Raw genomic sequence first — 21,443 nt, 5'->3', positions numbered from 1 at the left:
GAATAGTGATTTACTTATGCAAAAAAAAGCTAAAGAATATCAATTAAAGTATAAAAGCTGACTGAATTACACAGCTAGATTTCATTAATTTGCCCCTATGTGTTCGTCGAGTAAATCTTAGCTTGATGAAAGTGACATAAAATAATTAATTGAAAAGTAGAGTGATTTAAACATTCTCTACTTTGCTAAAATTTTATTTTTGTTAGGTTTTAATTCATTAACCCATAACACAAGTAGAAATGTAATTGGTGTCGCAAATAGCCACCAACTTACAAATCCTATAGCGTTTCCATATTCAAGACAGAGTAGGCTTCCCGAAATTAAAAAGCAGAGGTAAGCAAAAATTTTGAAGAGAGTTTTATAGCGAATGAGATATAGTTGCTTCGTTTTGCTGATTTGCTTAGAACTACATTTATATAAGAAGGTCATTCCAATCAGTATCAAAATTAGACTCAAAAAAATCATGCCTTCACCTTATTTTGCGCCAATTTTGCTTTAATTTTTTGAGCTGATTTTTCTTGAATAGGTTGAATATTTCTAAAAATAAAAATAGCGAATACAGCACAAATGAGTAGGAACAAATCAACACGCAGAAATAACCAATAACTTGAAAGGTCTGAAATTAATCGATGATTGATGAGATACACTAAGTTATATATTGGTAAAACAACTGCAATCAAACCGAAAAAGAAAACTTGCGATTTCCATAAATATTGTTTAGGGGTTAGCAGGGCTATAATCAAGCTCAGCATCCACACACTAAAAAAAGTATAAATTTCATAATTTGGGGTGGTTTCAGTAGTATGTATCAATCTATTTGAAAAAAGATAGCCTAGCATTGCGATTGGTAAGCCAATAAACGTCGCAACATTTAAACGATCTACTAAATAAAAACCAAGATGAAACTTCTCAGATTTATTTTGGATTTGGCGCTTCAGACTCCATAGTAGTAGTCCTGACGCAATCATCAAACAACCTAGTATTCCTGAACAAAAGAAAGCAAATCGTAGTAGTGGTTGCGCAAATGTAGCCATATGTAGACCATAAACGCCTGCATTTAAGGTTGCTACAGGACTATTATTTCTCGTGTTGCCTAAAATTTTTCCAGAACCATCTAAGGTAATTTGTGTTTGATTTAAGGTAATGGAATGATCTTCTAATTGTTTAAAAGTGATTTTTGCTTGATTGGTATTTGGATTTTTAACCTCAATCGTTGCTAATTCTTCATTTTCCCATTGCTGTGGTAATTTCTCTAATAACACAGTGATTGGCTGCATATCTGCTTGGGTTGGGGGAGAATCGATATTGGTTGTTTGAGAGATCGTTTTGATCTCCGTGAAATATTGAAATGGCTTTTCAGGATATAATTGTTTCATACCCCACGGTAAATATAAGTAAAAGAAAATAGCTAAACCAGTAAAAGTAATCGTCAAGAAAAAGGGAAGAGCAAGTACAGAGCAAACATTATGAAAATCGAGCCAAGAGCGTTGTGATTTAAAAGTTCTCAACGTAAAGAAATCCGTAAAGATTTTTTTATGGGTAATAATGCCCGAAACCAATGCAATCAACATAATAAAAGCTGCGATACAAACGATTAGGCGTCCAATAAGGACAGGTAATCCGTACAGCTGAAAGTGGAAATTATAAAAAAAGTCACCGCCTTGTGTTGCAGAAAGTTTAAGTTCTTGACCAGTATTTGCATCCAAGTCTCGGCTTTCATAACCACCTATACTTTTTTCCCAATAAATTTTATTGACAGGTTCTTCTTTATTTGCAACTTTGATATACCAAGATTTAGCATCAGCTGCGTTTTTTTCTAAATACTCTGTTGCTGTTTGAATAGCCGTTACTTGATTAATTTGATAATGCGATAGTTGAGGCTGCATCCATAAATTAATCTGATGACGATAATAGGCACTCGTTCCCATCAGAAAAATGGCAAATAAAAGCCATCCAAAAATTAAACCCGTCCATGCATGTAGCCATGCCATAGATTGGCGTACACTTTTGTTTTGCATTATTAACTTAAACCTACAGATAAGCCGAATAAAGTACCTGCCAAAATCAAGCTAATCCAAGTAAGTTTTAACAAAGAATTCGTGCAGAAACTAACAATGATGAATAGTAAATAAAAAATTATTGAAATAAAGGCAGCCAAATAAATGGCTTCAGCTTTAGCGAATGAATGAAGAAATAATGCAGTCAGACATAAGCTCAAATACATCATGCAGACGTAACCAACACTAAAACTCAAGGTAAAGCGGTAAAAAATACTTAGGCGATAGATGAGCGTAAGTGATGTTGATTTTGCCATAAATGATTTTTAACTAGCCAATAGGAGAATAAATATCAAATGAAAATGATTATTGTTAATATTAATAAATTGAAAGTAAACTCGCAATCATTTAACTATCGTTAATCAAGATAATTTTTAAATTAATGAATGGAATTTTAGATCAAAAATCATATTCACTAATCTTGAACAAATTGGATAGCTTATTATGATTCGATGTAAAATCATTTTGTTAGAATCATTCAAATATTTCAGTGGGGCATTGGTCTTGTTAAAGCAAAAACTAAAAATTGGTATCGTGGTGGGAGAAGTTTCTGGAGATACTCTAGGAGTGAAATTCATGCGCAGTTTTCGCGAACAAGGAATTGATGCTGAATTTGAAGGTATTGGTGGTCCACAAATGATTGCTGAGGGTTTCCATAGTTATTATCCAATGGAAATTTTATCAGTAATGGGCATTGTGGAGGTTTTGAAAGATATAAAGAAGTTATTTGCTGTACGTGATGGTCTAGTTGAACGTTGGACTGAACATCCAGTGGATATTTTTATTGGAATTGATGCACCTGATTTCAATTTACGTCTTTCTAAAACAATAAAAGAAAAGAATTTACCAATTAAAACAGTTCAATACGTAAGTCCATCTGTTTGGGCATGGCGTCAAGGACGTGTACATGGCATTAAACGTAGTATTGATTTAGTGTTGTGTTTATTCCCATTTGAAAAAACATTTTATGAAAATTACGATGTTCCAGCAGCTTTTGTTGGGCATCCACTAGCCAAACAATTACCTTTAAAAAATCCAATTGTAGAAGCAAAGCATCAGCTTGGTCTATCTGCACATGAAATGCATGTTGCTTTATTACCAGGAAGTCGAAGAGGTGAAATTGACAGACTATTGCCTTTGTTAATTGGGGCTGCGGAAATACTACATAAGAAATATCCTGAACTAGAGTTTCTGATTCCAGCAATCAATGATGCTCGAAGACAACAAATTGAACATGGTATTCAAAATTTAGATGTAACTTTAAAATCTAAAATTTATATTTTAGAAAATACGGATGCTGAATCTAAAATAGGTCGCATGGTCATGAATGCGAGTGATATTGTCGCACTAGCATCAGGAACTGCGACGCTTGAAGCGATGTTATTGCATCGCCCAATGGTGACTTTTTATAAGTTGCATTGGCTAACTTATATGATTGCTAAGTTTCTTGTTAAGATTCCATACTACTCTTTACCTAATATCATTGCAGGTAAAAAAGTCATTCAAGAATTAATTCAAGCTGATGCAACACCAGAACACCTTGCTTCTGAAATTGAAAAATTAATGGATAATGAAACAGCACATATTCAGATGATGCAACATCTAAGTATGCATAAACAATTAATCTCAGGAGATACTGAAAATCCTGTTGATGCAATTCTGAATTGTTTAAAAAACAAATTAAGTTAAAAAAGGTGGCATTTCAAATGCCACCTTATCATTTACGCTCTTAGAATCATTTCATAGCCTGTGTATTTACGAATATTGATGACACCAATATCGAGTAATAAATATTGCCCCTTAATGCCATGTAAAACACCACGAATTTTGGGTGTTTTATCCAAATTTAAGGACTTAATTTTTTCTGGATATTGTTCAACTGGGTAAATAAATTCTTTAGGCAATTCATGTTCTAAAAATTCAAGTTCTTCATTGAATTCTAAGTTTTGGCTAAACTCATCTCGAATCGTTTGAATTTTTGGTGCAAATTCTTCCAAAATCTGGTCACGTTGCTCAATTAAATTCAATGGTTCAGCTTCACCTTTAAGGAGCTTACGCCAATCCGTCTTATCGGCAATTTGTGTACCAAATAAAGTTTCTAAATGACCAGATAAGCGGCGTGAACCAACTTTTAAAATGGGCAAAGCTTGGGTTGCACCTTGATCTAACCATCGAGTCGGCATATTAACGATACGAGTAATTCCAATTTTTAGTGCGCTTGAATTGGCTAGATATACAATATGAGGTTGGAAACAAACCTTATGTGCAAATTCATCTTCACGACAAGTTCCAAGGTGATAATGGCAAGTCTCAGGTTTCATAATACAAAGATCACATTCAGCTTTGGTCTTGAAGCACTTGAAACAGTGACCTTGGGAATATGATTTTGGAGTTTTTGCACCACACGAAGTACAAAAAATATTTCCAGTCCATTCAATTTCTAATTCTTGACCTAATACGAAGGGTAGATCAGTTTCTGAACGATCTAATATAAATTTATATTCAACATTTGCCTTGCTGGTTGGTTGATCAGTTACACTATGCGTTTTGAGCGCTGCGTGCATTTTGTGACAAATGCCTTGTAGTTCCATCAATAAACTCTCATCTTTCTCAATCAAGGGTTGCAGTTATGGCTGAACAAAATGTCATCACTTCTATGCTAGACGATTTATCTAAAGAACAGCCCATTCATACTGCACTTTGTATAGGTCAGCAAATTGATCAAAATGCTGAAATTCAATGGCATCATTTTAACGTAACTGACTTTTTAAATCTGCCATTTACACAACGTTATGATTTAGGTTTTGTATTATTTGATACAGAGCAAATGCAAAACATCACTGAAACACATAAAGCGCAGCTTTTAGTGAAGTTACGCGACTTAATGGCAAAAAGGATTGTTGTTGTTAGTAAACGAAACGATGAAAAGCTATTACGTTCACTAGGTTTTACTCAACTTATTGATAAGACTACTCATGATAGTGATTTTGCTCTATGGCAATTCAATATTTTAACTTATAAACATGTTCCTGATTGGTTTAACTCTAAATTTTGGGCAAATCCAGAAAATTGGAATAAATTTCGTTGGTGATTTCTTAGGCTTGACTGCGGCTCTGAATAAGCCGCAGTTATAAAATAATAATAAACTGATTAAATGTTCTTGCAAATTTTAACACTTTAACTTTGTTTTCATGCTGAAAAGCAGCGTATGCTTTTCGAATAAATAATTCTAATTGGAATATTAAAATCATGACAGATTTGACAAATATCGTAGAGATTTTAGCGAAACAGGCTTTAGGCGGTCAGCAACAATCTGGGCAAAATAGTGGTGGTTTAGGTGGAATTTTAGGCTCTGTTTTAGGGAAACTTAGTGGTCAACAACAAAATAATCAAAATCAGCCGCAAAGTGGTTTAGGTGGAATCCTAGGTTCAGTTTTGGGTCAGTTAGGTAGTACGAATAACAATACATCTCAGACAAATAGTAATACTAGTGGGGGGAACACAGCCCAAACATTATTAATAGCCGTATTGCCGTTGGTTCTTGCTTGGATTCAAAAACAGGGGGGCTTACAAGGGGCATTAGATAAGCTAAAAAGTACAGGTTTATCCAATCAGGTACAGAGCTGGGTCGATCCTCAACAAGTAAATGCTCAAGATGTTCCAACCCAAAATATTCAAAGCTTATTTGATGATCAAGATATCGAACAGGTTGCTCAACAATCACAAGCGCCAAAGCAAGAAATTTACAGTGCGATTGCGTCTGTATTACCTCAAGTGATTGATTCTTTGACTCCGCAAGGAAGTAATACCAATCCCCAAGAAGAAAATCAAGATATTCAACAAGTATTGAATTTGGTGAGTGGTTTTTTAAAAAGATAAGTATATAAAAATAAAAGGGCGAAACGCCCTTTTATTTAATATTTGAAATAAACTTCTGATTAGAAGTTATATTCCATACCTAAACCAATAACAGTTTTCTTGTTATTGTCTTTCTGCCAGTCAATTTTTTGTTGAGCAACAACACCGTAGAAACGAGCTTGTTTATTGATATTGTAATCAGCACCTACACCGTATAAATCATTTTTACGATCTTCAAGACCATCAACTTCTGTTTTCGCAGAGATATATTCTGCTTTTAACTTCACTGGTGTAGAAGGAATGATATATGCAGCAGTTACACCGAAAGCGTTTTCTTTTAAGCCTTTGTAGCCTACAAGTGTATCATCTGTAGGTTTCGCAGTTTGCCATAAACCACCGAATACTAAACCTTCAGCACCTACTTGAGATAAATCAAGTGAGCCAGTTACACGTACTGCATCTGTATATACACCAGATAAGCCATAAGCATTATACTTTGATGCAACTGCAAAGTTACCTGCAACAGCTGCATTTAAACCAATATCTTTATTTTCGTAAGTTAGAGACGTTGAAACACCATCACCGAATCCATTACGACTACCTTTTTGACCACTTGCAGAGTTATCTAGAGGTATCGTTTTACCGTCTTTATCTTTAGTAGTTTCATTCTGTTCACCTTGTTGGAACATAATGTTAAATGCTAAACCAGCCAATAATTTTTTATCAGTTTCAAAACCGATAACATTGTTTAGACGATCTTCACCTGCTAATACAGCTGTCATATCAAGATCATTGTGGTCATTGAAAATATCTTGGTTATTACCAGCAGCTGTTTTAAAGTAAGAATCAAATTTACCAATTTTTAATGTTGCAACACCATCAGATTTAAGACCAATAAAACGATTACGTTGTGTTAATTCTTTGCCATCTTTATCTTCACTGTCAGCATTTAATTGCCATTCTGCTAAGTAAACAGCTGAAAGGGTATTCGTTAACTTTTCTTCGCCTTTCACACCAAGACGAGAGGCATTTGAGTTAATTTTTGTTACGCTTTCATCTTTAAAGCCATTCTTGTCGATTTGATCTAAAGTCACATTGAGCTTACCATACAATGTAGGTGCTGCTTGCGCTGCATTCATGGCTAAAGTTGCTACAGTAGCAGCAAGAAGCAATTTTTTCATTGAGATTTCTCCAAACACTTTTTGTAAATGGCTGATGCCTTAGTTACTGTTATAAGCTTGCTTGTGTACATAAAGTTACACAGCTCACTGACTTGTATGCAGTATCGGCAAACTTTGTGACAGATAAGTGAAAGAAAAATGACAGTTTGATGACGATTCATATTTAGTAATAATTATATTTGTTCTTGATTTTTATATATTTAATAAATAAAAATGGGGCGAAAAGCCCCATCATTTAGATAATTTTTTGCTTACAGCACTGCTTTAATCTTTTCAGCAAAGGCTTTAATCTTTTCCTGATCACCCATTTGTGCTGCATGACGACCAAGTTCATGAACTGAGCTAGGAATCAAATGAAAGTGCACATGTGGAACTGTTTGCCCAGCTGCAGCTCCTGAAAGTTGCATTAGTACGATCCCTTTAGCATCTAAAGCGGTTTCAATTGCTTTAGCTATCTTTTGAACAATTTGAATCGTATAGGCTGCTGCATCAGCAGGTAAATCCATCAAAGTAACAGCAGGTGTTTTAGGAATAACTAAAGCATGACCATCTGCTTGAGGCATAATATCCATAAAAGCGAGAACCTGATCATCTTCATAGATTTTGATTGCAGGTAGTTCGCCTCGTAAGATTCTTGCGAAAATATTTTGGTCATCGTACGCCATGATTAGTCCTTTAATATAATGAGATGAGAAGTTTTGCTTTTCAGACAAAAATAGAAAACAAACTGCTAAGACTTAAAAATAAGGCTTTTATTTGCAATTTAATTCTTTTTGACGCTCTTTAATTTCATCTAAGCGTTGTTGCTCTCTGTCAGAAAATTTAGGCTTTGTTGTATGGCAGTTTTCATTACCATATTTAGCCTTGGCATCTGCATCTTTAAAACAAAATCCTTTAGATGCATAGATGAGGTTATAGTCATCTTGCAACTTTTTACATTCTTGTTCTGGTGTAGCTGCTTGAAGGTTAAAACCTGTAAGGCTTACCAATCCAGCAAAAACTGCAACCGTAAACTTATTCATGAGGTATTCCTCTAGTTAAAAGGCACGAACTCAAATAAATTAAGAAAATATGTCTATTTTCACGATTTGACTTAAGTTCAACTACTAATATACGGTTTATCAATGAAATTTCAATGAAACTGTATTATTGGAGTGTAATTTTTATCCATAATTCATTCATAAAACGATGTTATTGCTAGTTCGTATTCAAATTTTTGAAGATATAACGATAAGTTTAGAAAATATGATATAGAAATTGTATAGCTTATAATTATCAAACTTATTGAAATTTAAAATAAATAATAACCACTCCGAGGAGTGGCGCTGTATCATCGTTTTGTGTCAACTAAATGTAGAAACTTTAAATGATTTTTGCTGTGCTACGTTTTCAAAAAATTTTACTGCTGGGGAGTGTGCTATATAGGCTAAGGCTTGTTCTGTATTCCCCTCATGAATAGGATTAAACTGTGGTGATACCCACCGTAAGGCCGCTTTAAATAAGTATTTTATGGTGGGTAGATGATCTGTTTTCGTTGCAGTTTCTTCAAATTTCCGAATAAAAGTAAAAAATCCTCGACGCATCAACTTCTGCATATCTTGATGATCTAGATCTTGTTTTCCAAGATTACGAGCGAAGTCTGCTAGAAAATAAATAAAGAGCGGGAAAATCGCTAACATAATGACTTGCCGTGAGACATAAAAACCAAGTTTATTTGATGATAAATGTTCAAATAGGTCGTAAGCTACACAACGATGCTCAACTTCTTCTGCAAGATGCCAACGGAATAAATCACTCATCGCAGGATCTGCTTTATCCCAAGATTTACTTTCAAGTGTCCACTGTCCAATTGTACCTGTAAAATGCTCAATGGCGGCAATTACACCTACACGGAACAACAACCAATATTCATCAAGTTTTTCACCTTTTATAAAGGGAATACCTAAAGGTTTATCACCTAACAAAACGTTGAAAATTAGGTGGGCACGATTTAATGAATCTTGAATGTCATAACCATTTTCTTTAAGAAAGTCTTGTACTTTTTCATGTGCGCGGGCATGAGCAGCCTCTTGACGAATAAATCCAGTCACATCATCTTTTAATTTCGGATCTTTAATATATGGTAGGGCTTTGTTAAACACTCTACAAAACCAAAATTCACCTACAGGAAGAAGCATATTTATACCGTTAGCGATGTGTGAACATAGCGGATCATTAGGCATCCAACAGACTGATGATTCGGAAAAATCGAAATGCACTTTTCTAGCTTTAATTTGGTGATTTTCCATGATCATACACGTTACCCAATATGTAGTTACTAATTAAGTTGATTAAACAATTTTTAGCACTCAGCAACACAGATCACCATGTTGTTTGGGGACAAAAAACTCTATGTTTTTAGATTTAATGATAAAAATTAGATAATTTTATTTAGTGAGTTGTTCTAAACAAATCGTCATTTTTTAACAATAAATACAAATTTAAATTATTAACTATAATTATTTTTATATATTTTGATTTAACTTTGATTTTATTATTGATTTTTTAATTATTAAGATAGGTTAAATTAATTTTATTTTAAAATACCAAATTTCAAGTATTTTATTTTCCATATTAATATTTATACTGCTTTCTCCTAATTATAATATGGATAATTAAAAATGTTAACTGAATCACAAATATCAATTCAATTTCCTGAAGGCTCAACATTATCATTAACTGCTTCAGATAATCCATCGAGTTCAACTGGTTTTAGTGTAAAAGCTCAAGGCACTGGTTCCTTTACAGGATTAAGTTATACGATACCAGCTCATTCTAAAGGTACAATAAAAGCAAAAATCAGTGTTATGGCAATTACATCAGAAGATGTAAGAAAACTAAATGAGATGGTTTTAAGCATGGTAAATGCCTCAACAAAGACTAAAATTGAAGAGTTTGAAAAGACTCATGCAAGTGCTAATTTAAGTATTTGGTCATTTTGGAGTGCTGGAGCATCTGCATCATACGATAAGACTTATAAAAAGATGCAAGAGAGTGGCTTAAGTGATAGTCAGATTTCAACTATTATCGAAAAGATGTTTGAAATAGCAAAAAGCCAATCTCATGTTGAATTAGATTTTAAAGTTGATAATCGTCATAATGATTATTCAGTCAGTGGTGACCTGCAGTTATATACAATTGGTGGTACAATTTCAACTGAAAAGGGAACAGCTGAATTTAGATTTTTAGCAGATAAAGGTACTGCTGGTAAAGGCTCTGATACTGCTCCAGCTCAAGGCGAAATAATCCCATTATCTTGACAATAATTTGTTTTAAATTTATAAAAATCACTTTATTTATAATAAAGTGATTTTTAATTTATATTTTATTTTAAATTTATTAATAATAGCGTTTGATTTTAATTATTGAAAATCATAGATTTTCGACCATTGATTATTTAAGTGTAATCTTGGTCCACTCTTCATACATTTTGACAGCAGAAGAAAAGTCGCTATTGGGTTCTGCAGTAAGGTTTGCTGCTTGAATCAAACTCTGGGTTAAGGCGAGGATAGGTGCTGGAAGTTTTGCCTCATGCACTAAATTCAACGCAATACCAGTGTCTTTTGCAAGCAAAGGCAATGCAAAAGTTACAGGGAATTCGCGGCTGAGAACTCGTTGTGGAAAAATAGTTTCTGTGACCATACTTTTGCCACTAGAAGCATTAATACAATTCAAAGCTGCATTTAGGTTTACGCCATGCGCTTTGAGTGTACTAAACCCCTCTGCAACCGACCATAAATTGACTGCCAGTAACATGTTATTAATTGCTTTAACGGCAAATCCTGCACCCGAATCACCTACGTGTTGAATGAGCTTTCCGACTGCTGCCATCGCAGGATAAGCACGTTCAAAAGCATGAATGTCGCCACCCACCATAACCGTAAGTGTTGCATTTTCTGCACCAATGGTTTGTCCGCTGACAGGCGCATCGAGAAAATCGATATTTTGTATTTTTAATCGTTCTGCTAGACGGCGCGCTGCCTCAGGAACACCACTGGTGCAATCAATCCAGATTGCACCTGATTTAATATTCACACCATCAATTAATGTTTCAACGTCATCACTGGTCGGTAAACACGAAAAGATAACATCTGCCTGAACCGCTTCAGCAAGTTCAACCGCCAAAGTGCCAAATTCTGTTGCATGTTGCTTAGCTTTATCAAAGTTACGATTCCAAACGTAAACTTTTTCGAAATACTTGGGTAAATGCGCAGCCATGCGATAGCCCATAGCACCTAAACCGATGAATGCAACAGATTGAGTCATAGTTTACCTTTTTATTGGAGTTGAGCGTTCTGTTAACCAAGTTGTCAGTGTTGGCCAGAACTCAATTGAACTGTTTTGACTAGACATTAAACCTAAGTGCCCGCCAGGTATCAAAGTAAACGTGACATCTTGACTATTTGTCAACTGTGTTAAAGGAAAAGCTGCCTCAGAAGTAACAAGTTGATCGCTTTTACCTGCACCAACTAACAATGAACATTCAATGTTTTTAAGCTCAATGGTTTTATTCTTTAATGTGATTGCACCATTTTTTAATGGATTTTGCATCCAAACATTAAACAACATGTCTTGGTTGATCCCCCCCGGGTAATCAATCATATTATTTAGGAAATGGCTGAGTGTTGCGTCTTCTTGCACCAGTTTGAGGTTATCAAGATTTTTGAGCAATTGAATATTGCCATCAATCCAGCCCTTAGGATCTAACAATTTAAAACCTAATGAGTTTAAAAAACCAGGTGAATGAATCATCAATTTAGGTAAACGGTTATAGACATAATCTTTGATGGTTGGGTTACGCGTCGTAATATATGCCAGTGTTTTATATAATTTCCCGATATAACCCGATGCATAACTATCAATCGGACTACCTAAAACAATTAAATTTTTAACCGCATTTGGCTTATGCCGAGCGGTGTAAAGTGTGACAAAAATTCCAGCCATACTCCAACCATGCAAAGAGATTTTTTCAGATTTAGAATGCTTTTGAATCGCTTCAATACAACGTGGAATAAATTTATCGATAAAAGATAAGAAATTCACTTGGTAGTTCTTGTAAGTCAACTTACCCCAGTCAATTAGATAAACATCAAAACCACTTTCTTGAAAATGTTTAATCAAAGAGCGGTATGGATATAGATCATAAATATCCATGTTGATGGCAAGAGGAGCTGTAAATACCAATGGTTCTTTGTAACGTTTGTTTTCAGAAGCATAAAAACGAACACGAGTTTGTTTAAATTCGGCAATCACTTGATAAGGTGTCGACTGTGACAACACAAGCCTATCTGCATCGAAGACACGCATAGCCAGATGTTTAAAATTTATTTTTTGCTGTTCTACAAGTGATTTCATCTTTGAAAATCTCATCATGAGTCAAGATTGCACGAAGTCTAAGCGATAATTTCATCTTACGCCTTGACCTTAAATACATTAGGCGCTCAAAATGTTGGCATATTTAAACACCTGATCATAAGGCATACAAAACGATGAATCCAAGCGATGATTTAGAATATCAACTTGAAACACTGGCTATTCGCACAGGGCATGATCGTACCTTTGAAGGGGAACATAGTGAACCTATCTTTTTAACATCTTCGTTTGTTTGCGAAAGCGCCGCAGATGCTGCCGCAAAATTTTCTGGGCAAATCGCAGGAAATACATACTCACGTTATACCAACCCAACAGTGCAAGCCTTTGAAAAACGTTTAGCAATACTAGATGGTGCAGAGCGTGCCGTTGCGACAAGTTCTGGTATGGCGGCTGTACATGCTATGTGTATGGCATATTTAAAAGCTGGCGATCATGTGATTTGTTCTCGCGCAGTATTCGGTTCAATCATTGCTTTATTTGAAAAATATGTTGCTAAATTTGCTGTAGAAGTGACTTTTGTCGATTTGGATGATCTTGAAGGCTGGAAACAAGCGATTCGTCCAAATACACGTATTCTCTTTATTGAAACACCCTCGAATCCTTTGGCACAGGTTGGTGATATGCAAGCAATTGCAGATATTGCTCATGCCAATGGCGCATTATTTGCTGTAGATAACTGTTTTTGTACGCCAGTATTGCAACAACCGATTAAGTTCGGTGCTGATTTAGTACTTTATTCAGCAACAAAATATATTGATGGTCAGGGGCGTGCATTAGGGGGTGCAGTTGTTGGCAAAAACGATTTACTTGAAGAAGTTAATGGTGTAATCCGTACTTTGGGTAATTCAATGAGCCCATTTAATGCATGGATTTTCTTAAAAGGTTTAGAAACTCTGAGTATTCGTATGAAAGCGCATTGTGAAAATGCACAAATACTTGCGGAGTGGTTACACCAACATGAAAAGGTTGAAAAAGTGTATTACGCTGGTTTAACAGATCATCCTGGACATGAATTAGCCAAAAAACAGCAAAAAGGTTTTGGCGGTGTTGTATCTTTTGTCGTAAGAGGCGAACGTGAAGGTGCGTGGACGGTTATTGATAATACGCGCTTCTTATCAATTACCAGTAATTTAGGCGATGTTAAGTCAACAATTACACATCCAGCAACGACCTCACATGGTAGAATGTCGGCTGAAGCCAAACAGGCTGCAGGAATTGAAGAAGGCTTAATTCGTGTCTCTGTTGGTTTAGAAGATATTAATGATATTATTCGCGACTTATCACGCGGTTTAGATTTAATTTAACGAGAGAAACTTATGAACATTAATATGCTCATGCAGCAAGCTCAGCGCATGCAAAAAGATATGGAATCAAATCTTAAAAAAGCCAAAGAAGAGCTTGCTAATACTGAAGTTCATGCTGAAGCTGGCGGTGGTTTGGTTAAAGTAACTATGACTTGCCGTAATGTCGTTAAGCGTATCGAAATTAGCCCAGACTTATTACAAGATGAAGCTGATATGATTGAAGATCTGATTGCTGCTGCGATGAATGATGCAGCACGTCAAGCCGAAGCTATTTCAGAAGAAAAGCTTCAAGGTGCAAATTCAGGTATGGGCTTACCACCGGGTTTATCTGGTTTATTCTAAGCCAAAAGTCTCTAAGTCTTTTTGTGAGGCTTAGAGAATCTTTTTTATAAATAATAGAGTTGATCTGTGTTTAGTGAACGATTTGAACAGCTAGTTCAAGCATTGCGTATTTTACCAAGCGTTGGTCCAAAATCTGCACAGCGGATGGCATTGCATTTGTTGATGAAAAATCGTGAAGGTGCTTTTGCATTATCTTATGCATTACATGAGGCTTCGAGCCATATTCACGAATGCCATATTTGTCATTCATTAACTGAAAATGAAATTTGTGATATTTGTGCGTCTGTAGAAAGAGATGAGCAATTGCTTTGTGTGGTTGAATCTCCAGCTGATGTCATGGCAATCGAACAAAGTGGAAGCTTTAGAGGCAAATATCATGTACTTGGTGGTCATTTGTCCCCATTGGATGGAATAGGTCCTGAAGAAATTGGTATTCCATATTTGATTCAACGATTAAGCCAAGGACAGGTTGAAGAAGTGATTTTAGCAACTAATGCTACTGTGGAAGGTCAAGCGACAGCACATTACTTAGTTGAAGCAACGAAACATTTGCCAATTCACATGACAAGGATCGCACAAGGCGTACCACAAGGTGGCGAATTAGAGTATGTTGATAGTCATACGTTAAGCCAAGCGGTACATAATCGTATGAAGATGAAATAGTTTTATATTTATTGTAAATTCATGCTATTAATTTAAACAAATAATTCACTTTTACATTTTGTCTAACATTATTTTAGGTATATTTGTTTTAATTTATGGCACTATGAGCAAACGAAAAGGATTTTCGTTTTTGATGAATGGAATAGGAGTAATTTCATGTTTTTCATGTGGAATAGTGATTAAATTATTCTTTGTAGATTTAATTTAGTTTCGTTTCAGCAAAAACTGTAATTTTACAGTTGTATTGCTAGTGTTTTTTATTATTTTACTTGAGCAAATATGTTTCAGTTCATTCAACAGCAAAAAGACCTTGCTGTTCTCCTCACTCAAATGGAACAATGTTCTACCTACGCACTTGATACTGAGTTCATTAAGGTTGATACCTTATATCCAAAACTTGGGGTATGCCAGATTAATTGTAATGGTCAAATTGCTTTACTAGATGGAGCAGCACTTGATTTAGAGCAGTTCTGGCAGAAAGTTTTTACTGCACAACAGAATATCTTTCATGCTTGTGGCGAAGATATTGATTTAATTTATCATTATGCAGATCAAAAACCATTAAAAAATGTATTTGATACGCAGATCGCAATGGCATTTCTTGGTCATGGGCTTCAGGTAAGCTATCAAAATGCATTAAAAACATGCCTAAATATTGATATTGATAAAGATCAAACTCGCTCAGATTGGTTGGCACGCCCTTTAAGCCAAGAGCAAATTAATTATGCCGCAAATGATGTCTTATATTTGACAAAACTCGCTGATACATTAAAACATGATTTACAGCGTAAAGGGCTTTATCAATATGTTTTGGAAGATTGTCAGAATTTAACGAAAGAAATTGCGATAGAAACTCCATTAACAGAGCTATATACCGATATTGGTAATTATCGCCATTCACGTCGTGAGTTAATGCAATTACAGCAGCTCAGTATTTGGCGTGAGCAAATTACCAAAGCCATGAATCAACCGCGTAGTTTTGTCCTCAAAAATACAACAATGCTAGATTTGGTGGAAAAAAATCCACGTAATAATTTCCAACTTGCACAAGTTAAAGATATTCGTCCAAACGTTGTACGTGAACATGGCAAAACCATATTAGATTTATTAAAATTTTTACCGCCTGAAGATGAATGGCCATTAAGAATGGCAAGACCAGTGAAGAATAATTCTAAAGAAGTTGCACCTCAAATTGATGCTTTAATCGATCGAATCGTGTTTGAAACTGGCATTCCTAAAGAAGTCTTACTACGTAAGAAATGGCTGAATGCAATTTATGAATATGTTGTATTCCATTTAGAAGAGCAAGAATTGCCGAGTTATTTGTTAGGCTGGCGCTACGATATCTTGACCAAGCCATTGGTTGCATTACTGCGACAAGATATTGAATATTTGGCGGCGCAAATGAAGTTAGCTAGGTAAAATAGTTCAGCTGTGAAATACGACTGTTGCGTTAATATATCGTGGAAATATGTTTAAGCTATTGTTTTTATTGAAATTACCATTGGTGTTTTAGTGCAAAATAATGGTAAAAACAGCAATAATAGATATTATAGAAAACAACGACTTATAAGAAAGTTTTGCAAGCTTAAATTCTGTCATTTTAGTCAATTAAAAAGCCACTCAAGAGTGGCTTTTTTTACGATATTTCAATTGGTTTTAAATGGTAAATCAATTCCAACATCGGCATCATTCCATACAATCTCATGTCCAGAAGCATAGAATTCTGTCATTTTTTCCGTTGCATGACCTGCCAAAGTCTGTGCTGATTTACCTGCTTTTTTATGCAAGTGAATAGACAAAGCACGGATCTCATGAAAGCTTGGTAATTGTCTGCCTGTTAATTCTGGATACGGATTTGATTTTTTGACAGCGAGTAAAAATTCCCTTGAAAGAAACCCAGTTTCAATTTTAGTCCAATGTTCTTTTGCCTGATCTCGATTTTTAATCTTACCTTTTGGCACTCTATGAATGATAAAAGGGCTTACGACATGATCTTTACATCGATCAAGAACACGTTGTAACTCGGCATTAATTTTGATCCTTACGTAACCTGCACCCTCTAATAATTCAAAATCATCCTCAGGATCATCTGTGGTTTTTTCCTGTGCAATATGCAAATAGCCATCATAAATATCTGTCCATTTCATATTCACAATATCCACACGACGTTGGGTTGTGAGCATTGCTAAATCAATAGCATTTTTTAGCCAATCAGGGGATACATTACGAATAGCTGTTAAGCCCTCTAATGTATGGCGCTTACGTTGTTTAACTCTCAAACGTTTAATTGTTTGTGCGGCTGGATTATCGACTATTAGCCCTTTACTAATCGCTAAGTCAAAAAGCTGTCTCAATAAACTACGAGTTTCGATACTTACTGAGGCAGGAATACTATCAAGTAGCTCATTCACCATGAACAACGTAATTGATGAAAGAGCTACACCATCCCACTTTGTGCACCGATTAAGGCTATTTTTATAACTTTTAATCGAATTTGCTGAAAGTGGTCTACCGTCTTTTCGACGTTTCTCACTTAAAAATTTCTTTGCAAACTCTCCAAAAGTCACTTCACCAATCACATTAGAAACAAGATCGCTAGATGGCATTAAAAGATCATTTAATTTACGGGCTGCGGATATAGCTTTCGCTTTGTCCGCACCCATCCCATGAAATTTTCCCGTTACAGGGTGACGGTATCGCCAAGTATTTTTACCACTTCTATATAAATTTGGCGGCAGGTCTTTGTTTCTTTTAGCACGTGGTCTAGTCATATTTTATTTTAGCTCTCAAGCACGCGGTCAACCAGATCATTGCCAGTTCGTTTCTGGTAAGCTTCCCAGTTGATGTACCATGTACCTCTTTTACCTTTTTCACCATGCAATTCAGCGGGTAATTCACCTAATCTACATAGACGTGTAATCGTTTGAGGTGTCGGGGGAGTCGCACCATCTTCTTGGCTACCATAAACCCGTTTTATGAATTCAGATACTCGAATTAAACAAGACATCAATTTCTCCAAATCGATTCTTTAAACTTGGCATTGGCCACCAGATCTGTCACTTCCGACTCATTCACGTTGTCATAAATATGAGTCATGTTGCTCCCGAACACAGTGAGTGTTCGGGTGAGGGTGGAATACTTAAATCTCATGCTGACCATCCCTCCATGTCTGACTTTGCTTGGCAGGCATTTAAAATATTTTGTTCGTATTTCGATCCTCTGAAATATTCAGCAGGTCTATTGAGCGCATTAATGTTTGGTGCTTTCTGAATATCTTGCAGAGCAAGTTTGTAGTCATTCTCTAAGCGCGAATCGGATTCAGTCTGTAACTGTTGTTCATTTGCCTGATGTGCTTGTTTGTTTCGCTCAATAATGGCTTGAATACCCGCGCAGGTCTCATCAAACTTTTGTTGTTGAACATCATGCAGACTATTAAATCCACGTTTACTGCAATATTTTTCTATATCAATGCCTGCTTGTTGCATTAAATGCTCAAGCTCTAAATATTGATTTCCATTGATACATGCGTTGGCAGATCCAGACAGCAACCATTGTCTGAGTAGAACGCCGTCACTTTCATTTAATTGGCGTGGTTCTAAAAACAGGCGAGTACGGTCTTTTGTCGCAACCGCAATATTGTCATGTGTCAGATCCAGTACGGTAGAGAACTCATATTCGATGCCATCACGCTGTTCTGCTTTCATCCCAATTTTTTCGACTTTCTTTTTGCCATTATTATTGGTTTGAATGGTTTCCATTTTTGAGCGCATGGTTACGATAATATTGATACTGGATTGAAGCATTGCATCGATAAACTTACGATGTTGTGGTGTGACTTGGCTCCAAGCACCCCATGAATTGTTTTTAAATAAAGTAGATGCCAGATGATCAACCATTTCCAAACAGCCGCCGACACCAGACCATTCATGTGTGATGCTGTCTAAAATTAAAGTATCAAAGCCTGCATTCTCAGCCGCTTTAATCACTGAGATAAATTTTTCAGGTGTGTAGGGTGGTTGAATGTTGGCATGTTCAAATTCAACCAAATCATCGTAGAGTTCAGCACTACTATTTTCTGTGTCAGCTACAGCGATACGACCGCCAATACCTTTGGCAAGTAATAAGGCTGTAAATGTTTTTCCTGAACCTGTAGGGCCAGCAATCGCCAAGCGTAATTTTGCATTTTTACGCTCAGCCTTTTTAAAGAATACTGTCATGATCTAATCCTTAATTCGACTTTGCGTTGTGGTATGCAATACGTTGATTTGCGCTATATGGTGTGCGTTGGAAGCATTCTTTTGAAAACATTTCTGCACGTTCTTTTTTACGTTGTTTAGTCACGATTTCTTTGAGGTTACGAACAATCCATGGTTTGGCTTTGAGTAGCTGATCGCTTGCAGGTAAGCTGCCTTGTGCTGACTCGATACGGATGTCAGTCAACTTGTAGTTGGTTGAGAACGTTTGTGGCCCTAAGCGAACCTGATAGCGTCCAGAATCATCTCGTTTAATGAATTCTGCGAATGGGGTGTTATAGCTTTTAGTTTGCATGACAGGCTCCATTTTACTGGTTATATCCTGTTGATATGATGCTGAAACCCCAGTATTTACAGGGCTTTCAAGACGTTGTACGCCATAACTTGTCGGTTGTTTTTTGCTTATATGTGATGGTGTATAAGGTTTAGTTTTACGATGAGCAGTTGATAAATGTTTCATGTGCTTATCCTCCAAACATGCCGAAAACGGCAAAGGTGAGGACAGCCCAAAGCAGTAAAACTATCAATAGAATAGGGAATAGTTTTAGCGCATCTTTTAGATTGGCTTTGATGATTTCAAGCGTACTGACATGGAGATCAGCAGCAGTAGGATGTTGATTTAAACGTTTTGACGTTTGACTGTGTATAGGTTTTTGTTTCATACTTATCTCGCATTGTTGCAAAGCACCCATGAGTTCGAAGGCAGGGGTGCTTTTTTATTTGTTGTATATTAATATTAGGTATGCCTAATTAATATGTCAATAGGTTTGCCTAATTTTAGTTGGTGTGCGAAAATTTAATCAATTAATGTAATTCCCAATTTGGTATTTATTTTAATTGTGTTATATTTTTACCAAATTGGGAAGAAAGTAAAGTCATGCGTTTAATCGGGCAAGGTAAGCTTCTTATCTTAAAATCTTTGAATAATGAAATTCAGTCTTGGTTATGCAGTTGGGTAGCTGAAGTTAAGCACGCTAAATGGAAATGCTCCGAACAAGTTTTAAATCAATATCCTTTAAGTGCGAAAGAAGTGTCTAAAGGGGTTTTTGAATTTCATTTAAAAGATCAAATGCATTCAATTTTACTGAATATTAATTTTACCCAATCAATTGCTGTAGTTATGGAAATAAGGGTTAGAGATCATGTTTGAAGAGTTAAAAGTTATTCGTTCAAATGCTCAATATGAAGCATATCTGAATGAAATACAGTCTCTAATATCTTTGGAACCAAAAATAGGATCACCTGAAAGTGATAAATTAGATTTACTTGCGGTTTTAATCGAGGATTACGAAAGTAAAGCATTTCCTATTGAACAACCAAATCCAATTGATGCTATTAAATTTAGGATGCATGAAAAAAACTTAAAGCAAGCTGATTTAATACCTTACTTTGGTACTAGTAGCCGAGTATCGGAAGTTCTGAACGGTAAGAGGAATCTTACCGTAGATATGATTAAGAACCTTTCTTTGGGATTAGGAATTTCAGTTGAAACATTAATAGGTTTAAATGAAAGTGATTTATATTCATCCTCAACTGATGATAATTTTGATTGGAAAAAATTCCCACTTAAAGAAATGCTTAAGCGAGGATGGGTAAATATAATTGAAAAAGGAAACTCAAGTATTGTTGAAAATAGTGTAAAGCATTATATTGAGCAAGCAGGTCTTAGTTTTGGTACGGCATCATTTAGAAGATCATTGTCAGGAGAGGCTGAATCTGTCACATCAAAATATGCACTTTATGCTTGGTTAGCTAGAATAATAAATGAAGCAAGAACCATTAAATCGGATAATTTTCCTAAATTTAATATAGACAGTTTAGATTTATCGTCAATAAGAGAGCTTGCACAACTAAGTCGATTTAATGAAGGTCCCTTATTAGCAAGACAATGGTTGAATGAAAAAGGAATCATTTTAATTATAGAGCCTCATCTCAAAGGCACATTATTAGATGGCGCTGCTTTAAAGGATAAGGATGGTACACCAATTATCGGTTTAACACTGCGTTATGATCGGCTTGATAATTTTTGGTTTACATTGTTACACGAGGTTATTCATGTTTGGAAGCATCTAGATTCCGAGGATGCTTTCATGGACGATTTAGATGTTTCATCTGAAGATCGTAGAGAAGCGGAAGCAAACAGGCTAGCTTCAGAAGCATTTATCCCTAGAGGAATATGGAGGAGATCAAGGGCATATATTGAACCAAGTAACGAAAATATTGAAATCCTTGCAAAGGAGTTGAGAATACATCCAGCAATCATAGCTGGGCGTTTAAGAAAGGATTTAGGAAATTATACCTTATTTCACAAGTATATCGGACAGGGTGAAGTCAGGGTGTTGTTTGAAAAATTGTTTGACCAAATATAGT

25 protein-coding genes are annotated in these 21,443 nt (G+C 35.6%); 10 read left to right on the top strand and 15 right to left on the bottom strand.

Annotated features, from left to right (window positions below; all coding sequences use genetic code 11):
- Nucleotides 1-177 precede the first annotated feature (177 nt).
- Genes AC0JIQ_RS08360 through AC0JIQ_RS08350 form a run of 3 tightly spaced genes read right to left on the bottom strand, consistent with a single transcriptional unit; the run spans nt 178 to nt 2,314 of the window.
- Nucleotides 178-465 (bottom strand): DUF1634 domain-containing protein, encoded by a 288-nt coding sequence (locus AC0JIQ_RS08360; RefSeq protein WP_474201342.1) that lies wholly within the window; start codon nt 463-465, stop codon nt 178-180.
- Entirely contained in the window at nt 462-2,018 is a 1,557-nt protein-coding gene (locus AC0JIQ_RS08355) for a PepSY-associated TM helix domain-containing protein (RefSeq protein WP_474201341.1), read from the bottom strand. Before AC0JIQ_RS08355 ends, AC0JIQ_RS08360 begins: the two co-directional genes overlap by 4 nt.
- 2 nt (nt 2,019-2,020) lie before the next feature.
- Nucleotides 2,021-2,314, bottom strand: a complete 294-nt coding sequence (locus AC0JIQ_RS08350) for a hypothetical protein (protein ID WP_269237949.1) — start codon at nt 2,312-2,314, stop codon at nt 2,021-2,023.
- Nucleotides 2,315-2,561: 247 nt separating this feature from the next.
- On the opposite strand from AC0JIQ_RS08350, the gene lpxB reads away from it, so the two are divergent.
- The gene (gene lpxB, locus AC0JIQ_RS08345) at nt 2,562-3,746 is read left to right on the top strand and encodes a lipid-A-disaccharide synthase (protein ID WP_474201340.1); all 1,185 of its coding nucleotides are present in this window, start codon (nt 2,562-2,564) and stop codon (nt 3,744-3,746) included.
- A 32-nt stretch (nt 3,747-3,778) separates the two neighbouring features.
- On the opposite strand, the gene AC0JIQ_RS08340 is transcribed toward lpxB, so the two are convergent.
- The gene (locus AC0JIQ_RS08340; protein WP_087537094.1) at nt 3,779-4,648 is read right to left on the bottom strand and encodes a DUF2797 domain-containing protein; all 870 of its coding nucleotides are present in this window, start codon (nt 4,646-4,648) and stop codon (nt 3,779-3,781) included.
- Nucleotides 4,649-4,686: 38 nt separating this feature from the next.
- On the opposite strand from AC0JIQ_RS08340, the gene AC0JIQ_RS08335 reads away from it, so the two are divergent.
- The gene (locus AC0JIQ_RS08335; protein WP_004662088.1) at nt 4,687-5,148 is read left to right on the top strand and encodes a DUF6231 family protein; all 462 of its coding nucleotides are present in this window, start codon (nt 4,687-4,689) and stop codon (nt 5,146-5,148) included.
- A gap of 158 nt (nt 5,149-5,306) precedes the next feature.
- Nucleotides 5,307-5,936, top strand: a complete 630-nt coding sequence (locus AC0JIQ_RS08330; RefSeq protein WP_474201339.1) for a YidB family protein — start codon at nt 5,307-5,309, stop codon at nt 5,934-5,936.
- A 59-nt stretch (nt 5,937-5,995) separates the two neighbouring features.
- Here AC0JIQ_RS08330 and AC0JIQ_RS08325 read toward each other — a convergent pair whose 3' ends face one another.
- The 4 genes from AC0JIQ_RS08325 to AC0JIQ_RS08310 all read right to left on the bottom strand — a co-directional run bounded on the left by AC0JIQ_RS08325 (nt 5,996) and on the right by AC0JIQ_RS08310 (nt 9,390).
- Nucleotides 5,996-7,096, bottom strand: coding sequence for a porin (locus tag AC0JIQ_RS08325; RefSeq protein WP_474201338.1), 1,101 nt, complete (start codon nt 7,094-7,096; stop codon nt 5,996-5,998).
- A gap of 251 nt (nt 7,097-7,347) precedes the next feature.
- Entirely contained in the window at nt 7,348-7,761 is a 414-nt protein-coding gene (locus tag AC0JIQ_RS08320) for an HIT family protein (RefSeq protein ID WP_050039783.1), read from the bottom strand.
- A gap of 87 nt (nt 7,762-7,848) precedes the next feature.
- Nucleotides 7,849-8,118 carry a YARHG domain-containing protein gene (locus AC0JIQ_RS08315; RefSeq protein ID WP_241336390.1) on the bottom strand — a complete coding sequence of 90 codons (270 nt, stop codon included), beginning with the start codon at nt 8,116-8,118 and terminating at the stop codon, nt 7,849-7,851.
- A gap of 321 nt (nt 8,119-8,439) precedes the next feature.
- Nucleotides 8,440-9,390 (bottom strand): metal-dependent hydrolase, encoded by a 951-nt coding sequence (locus tag AC0JIQ_RS08310; protein WP_474201337.1) that lies wholly within the window; start codon nt 9,388-9,390, stop codon nt 8,440-8,442.
- A gap of 366 nt (nt 9,391-9,756) precedes the next feature.
- Here AC0JIQ_RS08310 and AC0JIQ_RS08305 point away from each other — a divergent pair, with 366 nt between their 5' ends.
- A complete protein-coding gene (locus tag AC0JIQ_RS08305) occupies nt 9,757-10,395 on the top strand; it encodes a hypothetical protein (protein ID WP_004662098.1) in 639 nt (212 codons plus the stop codon).
- Nucleotides 10,396-10,528: 133 nt separating this feature from the next.
- On the opposite strand, the gene AC0JIQ_RS08300 is transcribed toward AC0JIQ_RS08305, so the two are convergent.
- Nucleotides 10,529-11,401: an NAD(P)-dependent oxidoreductase gene (locus AC0JIQ_RS08300; protein WP_474201336.1), complete on the bottom strand. Its 873-nt coding sequence runs from the start codon at nt 11,399-11,401 to the stop codon at nt 10,529-10,531.
- Between the two features lie 3 nt (nt 11,402-11,404).
- On the bottom strand, nt 11,405-12,490 hold the full coding sequence (locus tag AC0JIQ_RS08295; protein WP_250749072.1) for an alpha/beta fold hydrolase: 1,086 nt from the start codon (nt 12,488-12,490) through the stop codon (nt 11,405-11,407).
- 134 nt (nt 12,491-12,624) lie between these two features.
- On the opposite strand from AC0JIQ_RS08295, the gene AC0JIQ_RS08290 reads away from it, so the two are divergent.
- From AC0JIQ_RS08290 to AC0JIQ_RS08275, 4 genes are all read left to right on the top strand, one after another.
- Nucleotides 12,625-13,812, top strand: coding sequence for an O-succinylhomoserine sulfhydrylase (locus tag AC0JIQ_RS08290; protein ID WP_004662102.1), 1,188 nt, complete (start codon nt 12,625-12,627; stop codon nt 13,810-13,812).
- A gap of 12 nt (nt 13,813-13,824) precedes the next feature.
- The gene (locus AC0JIQ_RS08285; protein ID WP_004662103.1) at nt 13,825-14,154 is read left to right on the top strand and encodes a YbaB/EbfC family nucleoid-associated protein; all 330 of its coding nucleotides are present in this window, start codon (nt 13,825-13,827) and stop codon (nt 14,152-14,154) included.
- 66 nt (nt 14,155-14,220) lie between these two features.
- Nucleotides 14,221-14,817 carry a recombination mediator RecR gene (gene recR / locus AC0JIQ_RS08280; protein WP_474201335.1) on the top strand — a complete coding sequence of 199 codons (597 nt, stop codon included), beginning with the start codon at nt 14,221-14,223 and terminating at the stop codon, nt 14,815-14,817.
- Nucleotides 14,818-15,096: 279 nt separating this feature from the next.
- A complete protein-coding gene (locus AC0JIQ_RS08275; RefSeq protein ID WP_474201334.1) occupies nt 15,097-16,239 on the top strand; it encodes a ribonuclease D in 1,143 nt (380 codons plus the stop codon).
- A 227-nt stretch (nt 16,240-16,466) separates the two neighbouring features.
- On the opposite strand, the gene AC0JIQ_RS08270 is transcribed toward AC0JIQ_RS08275, so the two are convergent.
- The 5 genes from AC0JIQ_RS08270 to AC0JIQ_RS08250 all read right to left on the bottom strand — a co-directional run bounded on the left by AC0JIQ_RS08270 (nt 16,467) and on the right by AC0JIQ_RS08250 (nt 19,735).
- Complete coding sequence (locus AC0JIQ_RS08270; protein WP_474201333.1) at nt 16,467-17,591, bottom strand: phage integrase Arm DNA-binding domain-containing protein; 1,125 nt, start codon at nt 17,589-17,591, stop codon at nt 16,467-16,469.
- A gap of 8 nt (nt 17,592-17,599) precedes the next feature.
- Nucleotides 17,600-17,827: a hypothetical protein gene (locus tag AC0JIQ_RS08265; RefSeq protein WP_005216111.1), complete on the bottom strand. Its 228-nt coding sequence runs from the start codon at nt 17,825-17,827 to the stop codon at nt 17,600-17,602.
- Between the two features lie 139 nt (nt 17,828-17,966).
- Nucleotides 17,967-19,037: an ATP-binding protein gene (locus AC0JIQ_RS08260; RefSeq protein WP_474201332.1), complete on the bottom strand. Its 1,071-nt coding sequence runs from the start codon at nt 19,035-19,037 to the stop codon at nt 17,967-17,969.
- 10 nt (nt 19,038-19,047) lie between these two features.
- Nucleotides 19,048-19,368 carry a hypothetical protein gene (locus AC0JIQ_RS08255; RefSeq protein WP_474203241.1) on the bottom strand — a complete coding sequence of 107 codons (321 nt, stop codon included), beginning with the start codon at nt 19,366-19,368 and terminating at the stop codon, nt 19,048-19,050.
- A gap of 169 nt (nt 19,369-19,537) precedes the next feature.
- On the bottom strand, nt 19,538-19,735 hold the full coding sequence (locus AC0JIQ_RS08250) for a hypothetical protein (protein WP_474201331.1): 198 nt from the start codon (nt 19,733-19,735) through the stop codon (nt 19,538-19,540).
- 215 nt (nt 19,736-19,950) lie between these two features.
- On the opposite strand from AC0JIQ_RS08250, the gene AC0JIQ_RS08245 reads away from it, so the two are divergent.
- Nucleotides 19,951-20,223, top strand: a complete 273-nt coding sequence (locus tag AC0JIQ_RS08245; protein ID WP_474201330.1) for a hypothetical protein — start codon at nt 19,951-19,953, stop codon at nt 20,221-20,223.
- Nucleotides 20,216-21,442 carry an ImmA/IrrE family metallo-endopeptidase gene (locus AC0JIQ_RS08240; protein WP_474201329.1) on the top strand — a complete coding sequence of 409 codons (1,227 nt, stop codon included), beginning with the start codon at nt 20,216-20,218 and terminating at the stop codon, nt 21,440-21,442. Before AC0JIQ_RS08245 ends, AC0JIQ_RS08240 begins: the two co-directional genes overlap by 8 nt.
- Nucleotide 21,443 lies beyond the last annotated feature (1 nt).

The organism is Acinetobacter sp. FB (assembly GCF_056033405.1).
Note: the sequence above shows the minus strand (reverse complement) of the source record. Positions and strands in the feature narration are given on the sequence as shown.

Excerpts from the sequence above, each read along its gene's own strand:
- AC0JIQ_RS08295 (WP_250749072.1), bottom strand. The coding sequence starts at position 12,490 with ATGAAATCACTTGTAGAACAGCAAAAAATAAATTTTAAACATCTGGCT.
- AC0JIQ_RS08290 (WP_004662102.1), top strand. The coding sequence starts at position 12,625 with ATGAATCCAAGCGATGATTTAGAATATCAACTTGAAACACTGGCTATT.
- AC0JIQ_RS08360 (WP_474201342.1), bottom strand. The coding sequence starts at position 465 with ATGATTTTTTTGAGTCTAATTTTGATACTGATTGGAATGACCTTCTTA.
- AC0JIQ_RS08315 (WP_241336390.1), bottom strand. The coding sequence starts at position 8,118 with ATGAATAAGTTTACGGTTGCAGTTTTTGCTGGATTGGTAAGCCTTACA.
- AC0JIQ_RS08330 (WP_474201339.1), top strand. The coding sequence starts at position 5,307 with ATGACAGATTTGACAAATATCGTAGAGATTTTAGCGAAACAGGCTTTA.
- AC0JIQ_RS08340 (WP_087537094.1), bottom strand. The coding sequence starts at position 4,648 with ATGGAACTACAAGGCATTTGTCACAAAATGCACGCAGCGCTCAAAACG.
- AC0JIQ_RS08310 (WP_474201337.1), bottom strand. The coding sequence starts at position 9,390 with ATGATCATGGAAAATCACCAAATTAAAGCTAGAAAAGTGCATTTCGAT.
- AC0JIQ_RS08335 (WP_004662088.1), top strand. The coding sequence starts at position 4,687 with ATGGCTGAACAAAATGTCATCACTTCTATGCTAGACGATTTATCTAAA.
- AC0JIQ_RS08245 (WP_474201330.1), top strand. The coding sequence starts at position 19,951 with ATGCGTTTAATCGGGCAAGGTAAGCTTCTTATCTTAAAATCTTTGAAT.
- AC0JIQ_RS08265 (WP_005216111.1), bottom strand. The coding sequence starts at position 17,827 with ATGTCTTGTTTAATTCGAGTATCTGAATTCATAAAACGGGTTTATGGT.
- AC0JIQ_RS08300 (WP_474201336.1), bottom strand. The coding sequence starts at position 11,401 with ATGACTCAATCTGTTGCATTCATCGGTTTAGGTGCTATGGGCTATCGC.
- AC0JIQ_RS08240 (WP_474201329.1), top strand. The coding sequence starts at position 20,216 with ATGTTTGAAGAGTTAAAAGTTATTCGTTCAAATGCTCAATATGAAGCA.
- AC0JIQ_RS08350 (WP_269237949.1), bottom strand. The coding sequence starts at position 2,314 with ATGGCAAAATCAACATCACTTACGCTCATCTATCGCCTAAGTATTTTT.
- AC0JIQ_RS08285 (WP_004662103.1), top strand. The coding sequence starts at position 13,825 with ATGAACATTAATATGCTCATGCAGCAAGCTCAGCGCATGCAAAAAGAT.
- AC0JIQ_RS08320 (WP_050039783.1), bottom strand. The coding sequence starts at position 7,761 with ATGGCGTACGATGACCAAAATATTTTCGCAAGAATCTTACGAGGCGAA.
- AC0JIQ_RS08255 (WP_474203241.1), bottom strand. The coding sequence starts at position 19,368 with ATGCAAACTAAAAGCTATAACACCCCATTCGCAGAATTCATTAAACGA.
- AC0JIQ_RS08270 (WP_474201333.1), bottom strand. The coding sequence starts at position 17,591 with ATGACTAGACCACGTGCTAAAAGAAACAAAGACCTGCCGCCAAATTTA.
- AC0JIQ_RS08305 (WP_004662098.1), top strand. The coding sequence starts at position 9,757 with ATGTTAACTGAATCACAAATATCAATTCAATTTCCTGAAGGCTCAACA.
- AC0JIQ_RS08250 (WP_474201331.1), bottom strand. The coding sequence starts at position 19,735 with ATGAAACAAAAACCTATACACAGTCAAACGTCAAAACGTTTAAATCAA.
- AC0JIQ_RS08355 (WP_474201341.1), bottom strand. The coding sequence starts at position 2,018 with ATGCAAAACAAAAGTGTACGCCAATCTATGGCATGGCTACATGCATGG.
- AC0JIQ_RS08275 (WP_474201334.1), top strand. The coding sequence starts at position 15,097 with ATGTTTCAGTTCATTCAACAGCAAAAAGACCTTGCTGTTCTCCTCACT.
- AC0JIQ_RS08260 (WP_474201332.1), bottom strand. The coding sequence starts at position 19,037 with ATGACAGTATTCTTTAAAAAGGCTGAGCGTAAAAATGCAAAATTACGC.
- AC0JIQ_RS08325 (WP_474201338.1), bottom strand. The coding sequence starts at position 7,096 with ATGAAAAAATTGCTTCTTGCTGCTACTGTAGCAACTTTAGCCATGAAT.